The following is a 13,325-nucleotide window of genomic DNA, read 5'->3' on the forward strand; positions in this document are numbered from 1 at the left end:
ATTATTCGCCCGGCGCCTCCGACGTGTCAACCGGGCCGAAGCCGGTGAGGTGCCATTGCACGGCCGGCCCGACACGCGCGACGACGACATCGATCGGAGCGGATGCGAGAGGCTCGGCTCGGATCCCCGCCCGGATCACCATGAGCCCGACGATCTGCGACGCGGCGAGGGTCGCGCGCAGCTCCGCGTCCGGGACATCGAGCGAGGCCGCGATGCGCCCGAGCACCTCGCGCACGATGAACTGACGGAGCATGCGCGCCGCGAAGTCGTGCCCGAGCGCCGTGCGCACAAGCTGGCGCACGCGATCCCGCGCGGCCGGAGCGTCGAGCGCCTCCACCACGAGCCGCACGATCGTCTCGCCGATCCGGTCGCGGGGCGCGGCGAGGGCGAGCTTCACGAGCTCCTGAGGTTTCAGCGGCGCCTCGACGGCGGCCGCGAAGAGCGACGCCTTGTCGTCGAAGTAGTGGTGCACGAGCGCGGGATCCACCCCGGCTCGCCGCGCGATCGCCCGCATCGAGGTCGCGTCGTACCCGTTCGCGAGGAACTCCGCCGACGCCGCATCCACGATCGCCGACCGCGCATCCGCCGTGCCTTTGCGTCGTCGTCCGCGCTTCGGTGCCTCGCCCTCGCTCACGCAGGAAGCCTAAAGCGAACACCAGGGGAGGGTGCAGGGCGCCCCCATAAGATGCCGCTATGGAATGGATCATTCTCGGCATCGTCGTGGCGGTCGTCCTCATCGTCGGCATCTACCTGTGGTCGACCTACAACGGGCTCGTCAAGCTCAAGGTGCGTGTCGACGAGGCGTGGAGCGACATCACCGTCCAGCTCAAGCGCCGAGCCGATCTGATCCCGAACCTCATCGAGACGGTCAAGGGCTACGCCTCGCACGAGAAGGGCGTGTTCGAGGAGGTCACGAAGGCGCGTGCCGAGACCCTCAGCGCGCAGACCCCGGCCGAGGCGTCCGCCGCCGAGAACCACCTGCAGTCGGCCCTCAAGTCGGTATTCGCCGTCGCCGAGGCGTATCCGCAGCTGCAGGCGAGCCAGAACTTCCTGCAGCTGCAGTCGGAGCTCGTCGACACCGAGGACAAGATCCAGGCGGCTCGCCGGTTCTACAACGGCGGCGTGCGCGAGCTGAACACGCGCATCAAGCTGTTCCCCAACACGCTCTTCGTGCGCGGGCTCGGCTTCACCGAGCGCGAGTTCTTCGAGGTCTCGGAGCCGGCCGCGATCTCCGAGCCGCCGCGCGTCCAGTTCTGACGCGCGCCGACTCCTCCCTCTCCCGACCTCGACCCGGATCGTCGCCATGTACTCCGCCATCGCGAAGAACAAGCTCAACACCGTCATCATCATCGTGCTGTTCCTGGTGATCATCGGTGCCCTCGGCGCGCTCACCGCGTGGCTCACGGGGGAGTGGTGGATCGCGGTCATGACACTCGTAATCGCCGCGGTGTACGCGCTGATCCAGTACTTCGCCGCGACGAGCGAGACCCTGGCGCTCACGGGCGCCGTGCAGATCGGCCGCGCCGACAACCCACGGCTGTACCGCACGGTCGAGAACCTCGCGATCGCTGAGGGGATGCCGATGCCGAAGGTCTACGTGATCTCCGATCCGGCACCGAACGCCTTCGCGACGGGCCGAGACCCCGAGCACGCGGTCGTCGCGGCGACCACCGGGCTGCTCGAGATCATGGACGACCAGGAGCTCGAGGGCGTCATGGCTCACGAGCTCGGGCACGTGAAGAACTACGACATCCGGGTTTCGCTCATCGTCTTCGGACTCGTGGTGGCGGTCGGACTCATCGCCGACATCGCGCTGCGCGTCACGATCTTCGGCGGGCGCGGCCGTGGCAGCAACAACGGCGGTCCGGCCGCGATCGTCTTCCTCGTGATCGGCCTCGTCGCGGCGATCATCGCCCCGCTGCTCGCCGCGGTCGTTCAGGCGGCCGTGTCGCGGCAGCGCGAGTACCTCGCGGATGCGACGGGCGCGCTCACCACGCGTTACCCCGAGGGCCTCGCCCGCGCGCTCGAGAAGCTGAAGGCCTACGGGCGCCCGGTGCGCCGCACCAACACCTCGATGTCGCACCTGTGGATCTCGGATCCGAATAAGCCCGGATTCATGCAGCGCCTGTTCGCGACGCACCCGCCGCTCGACGACCGCATCGCCCGGCTGCGCCAGAGCGCCGACCGCTTCTGAGTCGTCGCGGGCGCCGTCTGACCGCGCGCCCACCTCAGACGAGCGCGACCCCGGCCTCCGCGGCGACCGCACGCGCGAGATCGCCGCGGTCGACCACTTCGAGCTCGGCGAGCCCCTGCCACGCGGCCAGCTCGCGGAGGGCGGGCACGATCCGCTCCGCGATCGCAGCCGGTGCGCCGGGCTCGCGCCACGCCGACTGCACCCGCAGCACGCCGCGCTTGCGGTCGTTCTTGAGGTCGATCCGCCCGACCAGCCGATCGTCGACGAGCACCGGCAGGGTGTAGTAGCCGTACACGCGCTTCGGCGCGGGTGTGTAGATCTCGATCCGGTAGTGGAATCCGAACATCCGGAGCGCCCGATCCCGCTCCCACACCACAGGGTCGAACGGAGACAGCAGTGCGGTCGTCTCGATGCGGCGGGGGATGCGCGCGTCGCGGTGCAGGAAGGCGGGTCGGTTCCACCCGTCGACCGAGACGCGACGGACGACGCCCTCATCGACGAGCCGCTCAAGCGCAGGCTTCGCATCGGCGACCTTGAGGCGGTAGTAGTCAGCGAGATCCGAGAGCGTCCCGATGCCGTGCGCCTCGGCGGAGCTGGCCATGAGCGCGTGCACCGCGTCCGCACGCGGCACCTCGCGCTCGATCACGGATGCGGGCATCACCTGCTCGGGCAGCGCGTAGGTGCGCTCGAAACCGCTGCGTCCCGCCGAGACGACCTCCCCGAGCCGGAACATCCGCTCGAGTCCGCGCTTCACCTCGTCCCATTCCCACCAGCTGCCCCGGCGGGGCGAGCTCGCGTCGCGCTCGATCTTCGAGGCCGGGAGGGGGCCCTTCGCGGCGAGCTCGGCGCGCAGCCACGCGAGGGTGTCGCCGTGCGCTGAGAGCCACGCGTCGTCGACGCGGTGGAAGTAGTCGCGGTAGTCCTGCATGCGGAAGCGGAACAGCGGCCAGTCCTCGAGCGGGATGAGCGCCGCCTCGTGCGCCCAATACTCCCGGTACGGGCCGCGCCGCGCGAAGGTCAGCCGGTCGAGCAGCGTCTTGTCGTAGCCGCCGAGCCGCGCGAACACCGGCAGGTAGTGGCTGCGCTCGAGCACGTTGACCGAGTCGAGCTGCAGCAGCCGGATGCGGTCGAGCAGCAGGTTCAGCTGGCGCGTGCCGACGGCTGCGGGCCGAGGCCGCCCGAAGCCCTGCGCGGCGAGCGCGATGCGGCGGGCGGCGGCGGGGGAGACGGAGTCGGCCACCCGAGCACCCTAGCCCGAGCGTCCGACCCCGCTCATGCGGTGGGACGCACCGACACCGGCTCGGGATCGATCGCGATCCGCACGCGGTCGTCGAACTCCACGCGCTCGGATGCCGGGTGCTGCACCCGCACGTGCGTGCCGTCGGCGGTGCGCACCAGCGTGCGGCGGAACGATCCGAGGAAGGTGCTCTCGAGCACGGTCGCCTCGACGCCGTCCGCCGCGACGAGCCGCACGTTCTCCGGGCGCACGAACACCTCGACGTCGCCCGTCATCGCGTCTCCTGCGAGGGGGAGCACCTCACCCCACACGCGCACGCTCGACCCCTCGGCGACCCCCGAGACGAGGCTCGAGAGCCCAACGAAGGCTGCGACACCCGGGGTCGCGGGATGCAGGTAGAGCTCTTCGGGGGTGCCGATCTGCTCGATGCGGCCCGCGTTCATCACGGCGATCCGGTCCGAGACGGCGAGCGCCTCCTCCTGGTCGTGCGTCACGAATACGGTCGTGATGCCGAGGCGCAGCTGGATGCGGCGGATCTCGTCGCGCAGCTGCACGCGCACCTTCGCGTCGAGGGCCGAGAGCGGCTCGTCGAGCAGCAGCACCCGCGGCTCGGTCACGAGCGCTCGTGCGAGAGCGACGCGCTGCTGCTGGCCGCCCGAGAGCTGATGCGGGAAGCGGTCGGCGAGGTGGTCGAGCCCGACGAGCGCGAGGGCATCGTGGCTGCGCCGCACGGCCTCGGGCTTCGCCACCTTGCGACGCAGCAGCCCGAACGCGGTGTTGTCGATCACCCGCAGGTGCGGGAAGAGCGAGTACGACTGGAACACCATGCCGATATCGCGCTTGTTGGTCGGCACGGCCGACACGTCGGTGCCGCCGAGCATGACGACGCCGTCGGTCGCCTGCTCGAGCCCGGCGAGCACTCGCAGCGCAGTCGTCTTGCCGCACCCGGAGGGACCGAGCAGCGACACGAACTCGCCCGGGGCGATGTCGAGGTCGAGGCCGTGCAGCACGCGGGTCGCCCCGTAGTCCTTCACGATGCCACGGAACTCGACACGCGTGCCCGATCCGGCGTCGGCGAGCAGCGAGTTCTCGGAAGTGCGAGGCAGGGGCCGCACGGGGATGGGGGAGGTCATGATTCGGCCTTTCCGACGCGGATGCGGCCCGCGAGTCCGATGACGATGAGCAGCACGAAGGCGAACGCGAGCGCGAGCAGGGTGAACACGGCGGCCGCGTATCCGTCGGTGTTCTTCACGACGACGAGCGCGGTCTGGAACACCTGACGGTTCAGCAGCGACGCGATCGTGAACTCGCCGAGCACGACGGCCACCGAGATGAGCGATGCTGCGAGCAGCCCGGGGCGCAGGTTGGGTGCGATCACGCGCACGACGACGGCACCCCATCCGGCGCCGAGCGAGCGGGCGGCCTCACTCAGGGTGCGGATGTCGACCGCGTCGATCGAGGCCTGGATCGCCCGGTAGGCGAACGGCAGCACGGTGATGCCGTACGCGAAGGCGAGCGTCCAGGCGCCGGTGCCGAGCATCCGCCCGATCTCGCGGTAGATGGGGGCGAGTCCGACGACGAGCACGATCGCGGGGATCGAGATCGGCAGCAGCACGAGGAACTCGAACCCGGGCCGCAGCCGCGGGAACCGCAGGTGCACGAGGATCATGGTCGGGGCGAGCAGGAACAGCACGATCGCGACGGTCACGACCGCGAGCACCAAGGAGTTGCCGAGCCCGACCCAGATCGGCGCATAGGCGGATGCCTTCTCCGGGTCGGCGAGAGCGGCCCAGTGCACGAGCGAGAAGCCGTCGCCGTCGCGCAGCGTGTAGAGGAACGTCGACAGCATCGGGATCACGAAGAACGCACCCACGAGGATGCCGATGACGAGGCGCGTGGCGCGCGATGGAGCGAGGCGGTTCATCCCTGCCACCTCGCGGCTCGGCGCTGGATGAGCGAGTACAGCCCCATGACCACTCCGACGACGACGATCATGCCGAGCGCGAGCGCTCCGGCGAGGTTCTCGCGCCCGAGCACCGTCTCGCTCGTGAGCGCGGTGCGGATCTGCAGCGGCACGATCTGCGACCCCTGGCTCGCGAGCGCGGCGGCGGTCGCGTACGAGGAGAACGCGTTCGCGAACAGCAGCAGCGTGCACGCGAGGAACGCGGGGGAGAGCACCGGAACTCCGATGCGCATCCAGAAGGAGGCCGATGTGCCGCCGAGGGTGAGGTTCGCCTCGGCCCACTGCGGTTTCAGCGCGCTGAGGGCCGGCATGAAGGTGATCACCATCAGCGGGATCTGGAAGAACACGTACGGGAGGATCAGACCGGGCAGCTCGTAGATCCAGGGGCCGGAGGCGAAGATGTCGATCCCCGCGCCGAGCAGCAGCTGGGTGACGACGCCCTGCAGTCCGATCGTCGCGATGAACGCAAAGGCGAGCATGACCCCGCCGAACTGGGCGAAGACGCCCGCGGCGGCGTCGACCGCGGTACGGACGGCGCCGGTCTCGCGCATCCCGAGGAGGGCGTAGCAGACGAGGGCGCCGACCACCGCTCCGATGATCGCGGTGAGCGCCGACAGCCAGGCGGAGTTCGCGAAGGTCGTGAGGATCACGGGGTCGCCGAGCGCGGCGATGTTGTCGAGTGTGAACGTGCCGCTCTTGTCGAAGAGTCCGGAGGCGAGCGCCAGCACCGTCGGCAGGGCGAGGAAGAGCAGCAGGTAGGCGGCGAACGGCACGAGGCCGATCGCCGCGGGGATACGGGGCGCACCCCGGCGGAGCGGAGCGTCGAGCTCCGCCCCGCCGAGGGTGTGCGAGGTGGGCGAGGTCACTGGACCGCGGCCGCCCACTTCTCGCCGAGCAGGGTGCCGGCGTCGGTCGACTGCGCCTCGGTCGGCACGACCACCGTCTCGGGCGCCTCGGGCAGCAGGGCCGCGGCATCCGCGTCGATGGTGCCGGCGTCGATCATCGCCTCCATGCGCGCGGGGCGTGCGCCGCCCTGCAGCCAGAGGTTCTGCGCCTCGTCGCTGTACAGGAACTCCTGCCACAGGCGCGCGGCGGCCGGGTGCGGAGCGTCGACGTTGATGGCCTGGTTGTAGTACGCCGCGTAGCCCGTTCCCGGGAGGATGCGGATCTTCCAGTCCGCGTTGTCGGCGACGTGCGCTGCGTTGAGGTAGTCCCAGTCGAAGACGACGGGGGTCTCACCGCTCGCGACGGTCGCGCTCGTCACGTCGACCTTCAGCATGTTGCCGGCCTTGTTCAGCTCGCTGAAGAAGTCGATGCCGGGAGTGAAGTCGTCGAGCGTTCCGCCCGACTGCACCGTCGCGAGGCCGACGGCGGCGAAGGCCGCACCCGCCTGCGTGGGGTCGCCGTTGATCGCGACAGCTGCCTTGTAGTCGGAACCGAGGAGCGCGTCGAGGTCGGCCGGCTCGGCGTACTTCGAGGAGTCGTAGCCGATCGACATGTACCCGCCGTAGTCACCCACGAACAGACCCGTGGACTCCTTGAGTGCATCCGGGATGTCACCCCACGTCGCCACCTGGTAGGGCGCGAACTGGTCGGTGTTCTGGAGGGCCACGGTCAGTCCGATGTCGAAGACGTCGGGCGCGGTGTCGAGCCCCGCGTTGGTCTGCGCGGCCTGGATCTCCTCGGCGCTCGAGATGTCGGGGGAGGCCTCGTTGACGGTGATCTCGGGGTACTTGGCCTTGAACGCCTCGATGATCGCGCCGTAGTTCGCCCAGTCGTGCGGGAGCGCGATGACGTTGAGTGCGCCCTCCGCCTTCGCGGCGGTCTCGAGGTCGGCGAGCGTGCCGAAGTCGGTGAGGCTCGTCGCGGTGGCCGCGACGTCGTCCGAATCGGATCCGGTGGTGGAGTCGCCCGCGCAGCCGGCGAGCACGACGGCCGCCGCAGCGAGCACGGCGACACCCGCGATGCGGTGACGGATGGGGAGAAGGGTGGTCATGGGGATGCTGTCCTCTCGGTGATGACGCGCCGGGGCGCGATGGGCCGACGGTATGCACGCGCGGTGTCCATCAGGTCGGCTCCCGGTGAACGGAACGTGCTGCCTCGGTAACGAGGTGGGAGCGCTACCACGCACCCGCCGGGGAATACACGGGTGCCTAGACTTGAGGGATGGTCCTCGGATTCCGCAGCGAACGTGCTCGCGACGAGGAGGCGCGCCGTCAGGCGGATGCCCGGGTAGCCGATGCGGTGCCGCCCGGCATGCGGATCGCGGCAGCGTGGTCGTGGCGGCTGCTCGTCGTCGCGGGCGTCCTCGCCGTGTTCGTCTTCCTGATCATCCAGCTGCGCCTCATCGTCGTCCCCCTCCTCGTGGCGTTGCTTCTCGCGGCGCTTCTCGTCCCGTTCTCGAACTGGCTGCAACGGCACCGATGGCCGAAGTGGCTCGCGGTGGCGGTGTCCGAGGTCGGGATCCTGGCCGTCCTCGGCGGGCTCATCTGGCTCACCGTGAGCACCGTCGTGAGCGGCTACCCGGCTCTCGTCGATCAGACGCTCGTGCGCTGGGAGGAGCTGAAGGACTGGCTGCTGACCTCGCCGCTGCACCTCTCCGAGATCGACATCAACGCGTGGGCGGAGGGGTTCCTCACCTCTCTGCGCGAGGACACCAGCTCGCTCTGGTCGGGAGCCCTCTCGGTGGGCTCGAGCGTCGGCCACTTCCTCGCCGGCTTCCTCCTCGTGCTCTTCGCGACGCTGTTCATCCTCATCGACGGGCGTGGCATCTGGATGTGGATCGTCCGCCTCTTCCCGCGTCGGGCTCGTTCCGCGATCGTGGGCGGCGGCGAGGCCGGATGGATCACGCTCTCGAACTTCGTACGCGTGCAGGTGCTCGTGGCCTTCATCGACGCCGTCGGGATCGGCCTCGGCGCGTTCATCCTGGGACTGTTCTACGACGGCTTCCCGCTCGTCGTGCCGATCGCGATCCTCGTCTTCCTCGGTTCATTCATCCCCGTGGTCGGCGCCGTGGTGTCGGGTGCGCTCGCGGTGTTCATCGCGCTCGTCTTCATGGGCCCGTGGCAGGCGTTCGTGATGCTGCTCATCGTGATCGGCGTCCAGCAGCTCGAGGGGCACGTCTTGCAGCCGTTCCTCGTGGGCAACGCCGTGAAGGTGCACCCGTTGGCGGTCGTGATCGTCGTCGGGGCGGGCGGCTTCTTGGCGGGCATTCCGGGCGCCCTGTTCGCGGTGCCGCTCACGGCGACCGTGAACGCGATCGTCGTCTACATCGCCCGTGGCGACTGGCGCACGAACCCGCATCCGCGTGCGGCTGATGTGCTCCCCTCCCGGAGAGGCGCAGCGGCACGTGACAGCTGAGCTCCCCGGACCCTCGCTCGCCGAGATCCGCGCCGCCCGGGAGCGCGCCTCCGCGGTCGCGGTCGTGACTCCCCTGGAGGAGTCGCGCTTTCTCTCCGATGTTCTCGGCGCTCCGGTGCACCTCAAGGCCGAGAATCTGCAGCGCACCGGGTCGTACAAGATCCGTGGCGCGTATAACCGTCTCTCCCAGCTGAGTGCCGAAGAGCGTGAGCGCGGCGTCGTGGCGGCCTCGGCCGGCAACCACGCGCAGGGGGTGGCGCTCGCCGCGCGCGAGCTCGGCATCCACGCGACGATCTTCATGCCGATCGGCGTCGCCCTGCCGAAGCTGCAGGCGACGCGCAACTACGGTGCGGATGTCGTGCTGCACGGCCACGTGGTGGATGAGACGCTGCAAGCCGCGGCCGAGTTCGCGGAGCGGACCGGAGCGGTGCTGATCCCTCCTTTCGATCACCCGGACATCGTCGCCGGGCAGGGTGGCCTCGCGCTCGAGATCCTCGAGCAGTTGCCCGATGTGGCGAACGTCATCGTGCCGATCGGGGGAGGCGGGCTCATCTCGGGCATCGCATCCGCCTTCGCGCAGCTCGAACCGGAGCTCGGGCGGCGGGTGCGCGTGATCGGTGTCCAGGCCGAGAACGCCGCGTCGTTTACTCACTCGCTTGCGGCCGGCGAGCCGGTGGCCGTCGCGACGGCACCCACGATCGCCGATGGGATCGCGGTCGGGCGCCCCGGGGAGCTGAACTTCGCAATCATTCGCGAGGCCGTCGATCAGGTGGTCACGGTCCACGATGACGACACGGCCCGTGCTCTCGTGGTGCTGCTGGAGCGGGCGAAGCTCGTCGTCGAGCCCGCGGGCGCCGTCGGCGTCGCCGCGATGCTCACCGGACGCATCGAGGTGGAGGGGCCCACGGTCGTCATGCTCAGCGGGGGCAACATCGACCCGATGGTCATGGAGCGCGTCATCAGCCGCGGCTTGGCCGCGTCGCAGCGCTACCTCAAGGTCAACATCCCGCTGCCGGATCGCCCGGGTCAGCTCGCGCGGATCGCCGAGCTCATCGCGGAGGCGAATGCGAACGTGGTCGAGGTGCTGCACACGCGGCACGGCATCGGTCTGCAGATCAGCGAGGTCGAGATCGAGATCCACATGGAGACTCGCGGCTCCGAGCATGCGGAGCTCGTGCTGCGCCGGTTGCGTGAAGCGGGCTACAGCCCCCGCGTCGACGGCACGGTGTGAGCCGTCGGGCTTGCGGAGCGCCGGGGGCGTCCCTAATATAAGCGGAAACCTATAGAAGGGTTTCGCATGGCACTCATCTCGGATCCGCTCGGCATCGCCGGCCTCGTCTCACGTGAGCTGAGGGCGGGCGAGCGCGACGGCGTCCCCACCCGCATCGTGGTCGCGCGCCGCGAGTACGCGACCGACATCGCGGACCTGTGGAACGCACTCACGGATCCCGAGCGCATCCCACGGTGGTTCCTGCCGATCTCGGGAGAGCTCACCCCCGGCGGCCGCTATGCGCTCACCGGGAATGCCTCCGGGACGATCGAGAGCTGCGACGCCCCCCACCGGTTCTCGCTCACCTGGGAGGCCATGGGTCAGGTGTCGTGGGTTGCTGTGACCCTAGAGCCCGCCGAGCGCGGCACAGTGATGCAGCTTGAGCACGAGGCGTCCGTCGACCCGGGGTTCTGGTCCACGTTCGGGCCCGGTGCCGTGGGCATCGGGTGGGACGGAGCGCTCATGGGGCTCGGCCTCTACCTCGAGAGCGGCACGTCAGCCGATCCGTCCGACGTGGCCGCGTTCCCCTTCACGGACGAGGGGCGGGTCTTCCACCGCGCCGCCTCGGACGGGTGGACGGAGGCTGCGATCTCCGGGGGAGAAGACCCCGAGGCGATGCGTGAGGCGGGCGATCGGGCGTATGCGTTCTACACGACCCTGCCCGAGGGCACGGACGCCCCGGAGTGAGCGCTCCCGCATCCGAGGTCGTGTTCGAGGCGCTCGGCGATCCGGTGCGTCGCGTCATCGTGCGCCTCGTGGCGGCCGGCGAGCAGCCAGCCGGCGCCGTCGTCGAGGGCGTGCAGAGGCTCCATCCGATCTCGCAGCCGTCCGTGTCGCAGCATCTCAAGGTGCTCCGGGAGGCGGGCGTGCTGTCGGTGCGAGCCGAGGGCACCCGCAGGTTCTACGCTCTCGATGCCGCTGCGATAGTCGCCGCCCGGGAGTGGCTCGACGCGCTGGTCGCCGATCCGCTCACGAGCCTCGCGAATCCCCTCGACGCCCTCAGCACCGAGATCGCGCGTGGCGCGCGCGAACGCCGGAACGCTGTGCCGACCGTCACAGACGAGGCGCCGCGCCCGGAGCGTCGCGACACCGCATGACGCGGTGGCTCGGCTGGATCAGCCCCGGAAGGTCTCCACGCCGACGATCTCGACCGTGATGTCGCGCCCGTTGGGTGCCGTGTAGGTCGTCGACTCTCCGACTGCCAAGCCGATGATCGCCTGACCGATCGGGCTCGACTCCGGATACACGTCGAGGTCCTCCGCGTCGGCAGCGATCTCGCGGTTGCCGAGGAGGAACACCGACTCGTCGCCGGCGATCTTGGCGGTCACGAGCATGCCCGGCATGACGGTGCCGTCGGATTCCGGCGCCTCGCCGACAGTGGCGGAACGCAGCAGCTGCGTGAGCTGCCGGATGCGGGCCTCGATCTTGCCCTGCTCGTCCTTGGCGGCGTGGTAGCCGCCGTTCTCCTTGAGGTCGCCCTCCTCGCGTGCCGCCTCGATCTTCTTGGCGATATCCACGCGCGCCGGGCCCTCGAGTTCGGCCAGCTCAGCCGCGAGACGGTCGTACGACTCCTGAGTCAGCCAGGTCGTGGTGTCGGGCATAGTGCTCCTCACAAACAATCGAGACCGGCACCAGGCCGGTCTCAGCAGGGGATGTGTTCCGGCAATGGTAGGCCATTCGGCCGATCCCCGCACCTGGCCTGTGGACTCAGACGAGCCAGCAGCGGAACACCGAACCACCGACCGACGGCTCGCTCGTGCGCAGCGTCTCGCTCAGCATCCGCGTGGTCTCGGGTGAGGCAGGCACCTCGACGATCTTCCAGCCGATCACCGCGTGCTTCTCGCTCACCGCCTTGATCGCGCACGTCACATCCGACTCGGCCGGGGCCGTCAGCTGCCAGCGCACCTCGACCGAGGTGTCCGAGAGGGTCTCGAAGCCGACATCCTTCGTCTCGAGGGATGCGCCGGGGCCGAGAAGGCCGACCCACACCACCCATGCGATGACCACCACGGTGACCCCGATCGCGGCGAGGATCGCGACCGCACGCGTCCGTGCGCGCCGGGCGGGACTGCGCCCGTACCGGGTGTCGAGCTCGCTCGCGGTCATGACCCTCCTCGGGGCGGTTTACCCTGGAACCAGGCTATTCGGTTCGCGGAAGGGCGACAGTGCTGCAGATCCTCCGGGCGGCGACCCCGACCCCGACTCCCACCCCGTTCGATCCGAATCTTGTCACCCCGGGTGTTGTCGGGTTCTTCGTGACGCTCGGGCTCATCGTCGCCACGATCCTGATCCTCGTCGACATGAATCGGCGGACGCGCCGCGTGCGGTACCGCGCCGAGATCGCGGAGCGGCTGGATGCCGAAGAGGCCGCGGCGAGCGAGCAGGCCGGCGGCGATCCGCAGGACGATACAAGCTCCGTCTAGACCGCGACCGGGTTCATCACGATGAGCAGGATCGCCGTCCAGTGGCAGAGGAACGCGATGACCGTGCAGGCGTGGAACAGCTCGTGGAATCCGAAGACGCCGGGCACGGGATTGGGGCGCTTCAGCGCGTAGAACACGGCGCCGACCGTGTAGGCGACCCCACCGACCAGCACGAGCACCATCATCGCGACGTTCGCCTGCACGAGATCGACGACGTACATCATCGCTGCCCAGCCGAGAGCCACGTAGAGCGGCACGTAGAGCCAGCGTGGCGCCTTCAGCCAGAAGATACGGAATCCGATCCCGAGCAGCGCCCCGCCCCACACGATCGACAGCAGCACGACCGCCTTATCGGTGGGAAGCGCACAGACTGCGAGTGGCGTGTAGGTACCGGCGATGAGCAGGAAGATGTTCGAGTGGTCGAGGCGACGGAACACCGCCTTGACGTTCGGCGACCAGTTGAAGCGGTGATACGTGGCCGAGATGCCGAAGAGGAGGAGCGAGCTCGCCATGAACACCGCTGACGCCCACTTGGCGGGGGCGCCGTCGGCAAGCGTGATGAGCAGCACGCCGCCCGCGATGGCGACCGGGAAGGTACCGGCGTGCAGCCATCCGCGCCAGGTCGGCTTCTTCTCGATCGCCGGATGATCGAGTTCGTCCTCGAGGAGTGGCAGGTTCGGCAGGCCCGCAGCGGGTTCGCGCGACGCTTCCGCCTCCGCCTGCGAGGCGTCGTCGGCCAGCGCCTCGGCTGGCTCGTGGGGCGTCTGGGTCGGGTCCGCTCGGCCGCTCATGTCGCGATGGTAGACCGCGCGCTTCTGTACCGGCTGAGAACTGTCGGCAACGCACAGTTCGCGCACCGGTGCGCACCGCGCACCTAG

At 69.6% G+C, this 13,325-nt stretch carries 16 protein-coding genes; 7 read left to right on the plus strand and 9 right to left on the minus strand.

Annotation, left to right across the window (positions count from 1 at the left end):
• Position 1 precedes the first annotated feature (1 nt).
• Entirely contained in the window at positions 2-634 is a 633-nt protein-coding gene (locus tag FVQ89_RS06625; RefSeq protein WP_255513461.1) for a TetR family transcriptional regulator, read from the minus strand.
• A gap of 59 nt (positions 635-693) precedes the next feature.
• On the opposite strand from FVQ89_RS06625, the gene FVQ89_RS06630 reads away from it, so the two are divergent.
• A complete protein-coding gene (locus FVQ89_RS06630; protein ID WP_147901051.1) occupies positions 694-1,257 on the plus strand; it encodes a LemA family protein in 564 nt (187 codons plus the stop codon).
• Positions 1,258-1,303: 46 nt separating this feature from the next.
• Positions 1,304-2,194 carry a M48 family metallopeptidase gene (locus FVQ89_RS06635; RefSeq protein WP_147901052.1) on the plus strand — a complete coding sequence of 297 codons (891 nt, stop codon included), beginning with the start codon at positions 1,304-1,306 and terminating at the stop codon, positions 2,192-2,194.
• A 34-nt stretch (positions 2,195-2,228) separates the two neighbouring features.
• Here FVQ89_RS06635 and FVQ89_RS06640 read toward each other — a convergent pair whose 3' ends face one another.
• The 5 genes from FVQ89_RS06640 to FVQ89_RS06660 are packed head-to-tail and all read right to left on the minus strand — an operon-like array spanning position 2,229 to position 7,390.
• Positions 2,229-3,434 carry a winged helix-turn-helix domain-containing protein gene (locus FVQ89_RS06640; protein ID WP_147901053.1) on the minus strand — a complete coding sequence of 402 codons (1,206 nt, stop codon included), beginning with the start codon at positions 3,432-3,434 and terminating at the stop codon, positions 2,229-2,231.
• Between the two features lie 32 nt (positions 3,435-3,466).
• A complete protein-coding gene (locus FVQ89_RS06645) occupies positions 3,467-4,564 on the minus strand; it encodes an ABC transporter ATP-binding protein (RefSeq protein WP_147901054.1) in 1,098 nt (365 codons plus the stop codon).
• A complete protein-coding gene (locus FVQ89_RS06650; protein ID WP_147901055.1) occupies positions 4,561-5,355 on the minus strand; it encodes an ABC transporter permease in 795 nt (264 codons plus the stop codon). The genes FVQ89_RS06645 and FVQ89_RS06650 overlap by 4 nt, the downstream gene beginning before the upstream one ends.
• Positions 5,352-6,260: an ABC transporter permease subunit gene (locus FVQ89_RS06655; protein WP_147901056.1), complete on the minus strand. Its 909-nt coding sequence runs from the start codon at positions 6,258-6,260 to the stop codon at positions 5,352-5,354. Before FVQ89_RS06655 ends, FVQ89_RS06650 begins: the two co-directional genes overlap by 4 nt.
• Positions 6,257-7,390, minus strand: coding sequence for an ABC transporter substrate-binding protein (locus FVQ89_RS06660; RefSeq protein ID WP_147901057.1), 1,134 nt, complete (start codon positions 7,388-7,390; stop codon positions 6,257-6,259). Before FVQ89_RS06660 ends, FVQ89_RS06655 begins: the two co-directional genes overlap by 4 nt.
• A 170-nt stretch (positions 7,391-7,560) precedes the next feature.
• Between FVQ89_RS06660 and FVQ89_RS06665 the strand changes: the two genes are divergently transcribed.
• From FVQ89_RS06665 to FVQ89_RS06680, 4 genes are all read left to right on the plus strand, one after another.
• Complete coding sequence (locus tag FVQ89_RS06665) at positions 7,561-8,754, plus strand: AI-2E family transporter (protein ID WP_147901058.1); 1,194 nt, start codon at positions 7,561-7,563, stop codon at positions 8,752-8,754.
• Entirely contained in the window at positions 8,711-9,985 is a 1,275-nt protein-coding gene (ilvA, locus tag FVQ89_RS06670) for a threonine ammonia-lyase (protein WP_147901541.1), read from the plus strand. The genes FVQ89_RS06665 and ilvA overlap by 44 nt, the downstream gene beginning before the upstream one ends.
• 66 nt (positions 9,986-10,051) lie before the next feature.
• On the plus strand, positions 10,052-10,711 hold the full coding sequence (locus FVQ89_RS06675; protein WP_147901059.1) for an SRPBCC family protein: 660 nt from the start codon (positions 10,052-10,054) through the stop codon (positions 10,709-10,711).
• Entirely contained in the window at positions 10,708-11,121 is a 414-nt protein-coding gene (locus FVQ89_RS06680; protein WP_147901060.1) for a helix-turn-helix transcriptional regulator, read from the plus strand. Before FVQ89_RS06675 ends, FVQ89_RS06680 begins: the two co-directional genes overlap by 4 nt.
• Before the next feature lie 18 nt (positions 11,122-11,139).
• Here the strand turns inward: FVQ89_RS06680 and greA are convergent, their stop codons facing one another.
• Entirely contained in the window at positions 11,140-11,625 is a 486-nt protein-coding gene (gene greA / locus FVQ89_RS06685; RefSeq protein WP_147901061.1) for a transcription elongation factor GreA, read from the minus strand.
• A gap of 106 nt (positions 11,626-11,731) precedes the next feature.
• A complete protein-coding gene (locus FVQ89_RS06690) occupies positions 11,732-12,130 on the minus strand; it encodes a DUF4307 domain-containing protein (protein WP_147901062.1) in 399 nt (132 codons plus the stop codon).
• A 59-nt stretch (positions 12,131-12,189) separates the two neighbouring features.
• Between FVQ89_RS06690 and FVQ89_RS06695 the strand changes: the two genes are divergently transcribed.
• The gene (locus tag FVQ89_RS06695) at positions 12,190-12,447 is read left to right on the plus strand and encodes a hypothetical protein (protein ID WP_147901063.1); all 258 of its coding nucleotides are present in this window, start codon (positions 12,190-12,192) and stop codon (positions 12,445-12,447) included.
• Here FVQ89_RS06695 and FVQ89_RS06700 read toward each other — a convergent pair.
• Positions 12,444-13,238 carry a hemolysin III family protein gene (locus FVQ89_RS06700; protein ID WP_147901064.1) on the minus strand — a complete coding sequence of 265 codons (795 nt, stop codon included), beginning with the start codon at positions 13,236-13,238 and terminating at the stop codon, positions 12,444-12,446. The genes FVQ89_RS06695 and FVQ89_RS06700 overlap by 4 nt on opposite strands.
• Positions 13,239-13,325 lie beyond the last annotated feature (87 nt).

This window comes from Homoserinibacter sp. GY 40078, from assembly GCF_008017545.1.
In the GTDB taxonomy this organism is placed as follows: domain Bacteria; phylum Actinomycetota; class Actinomycetes; order Actinomycetales; family Microbacteriaceae; genus Homoserinibacter.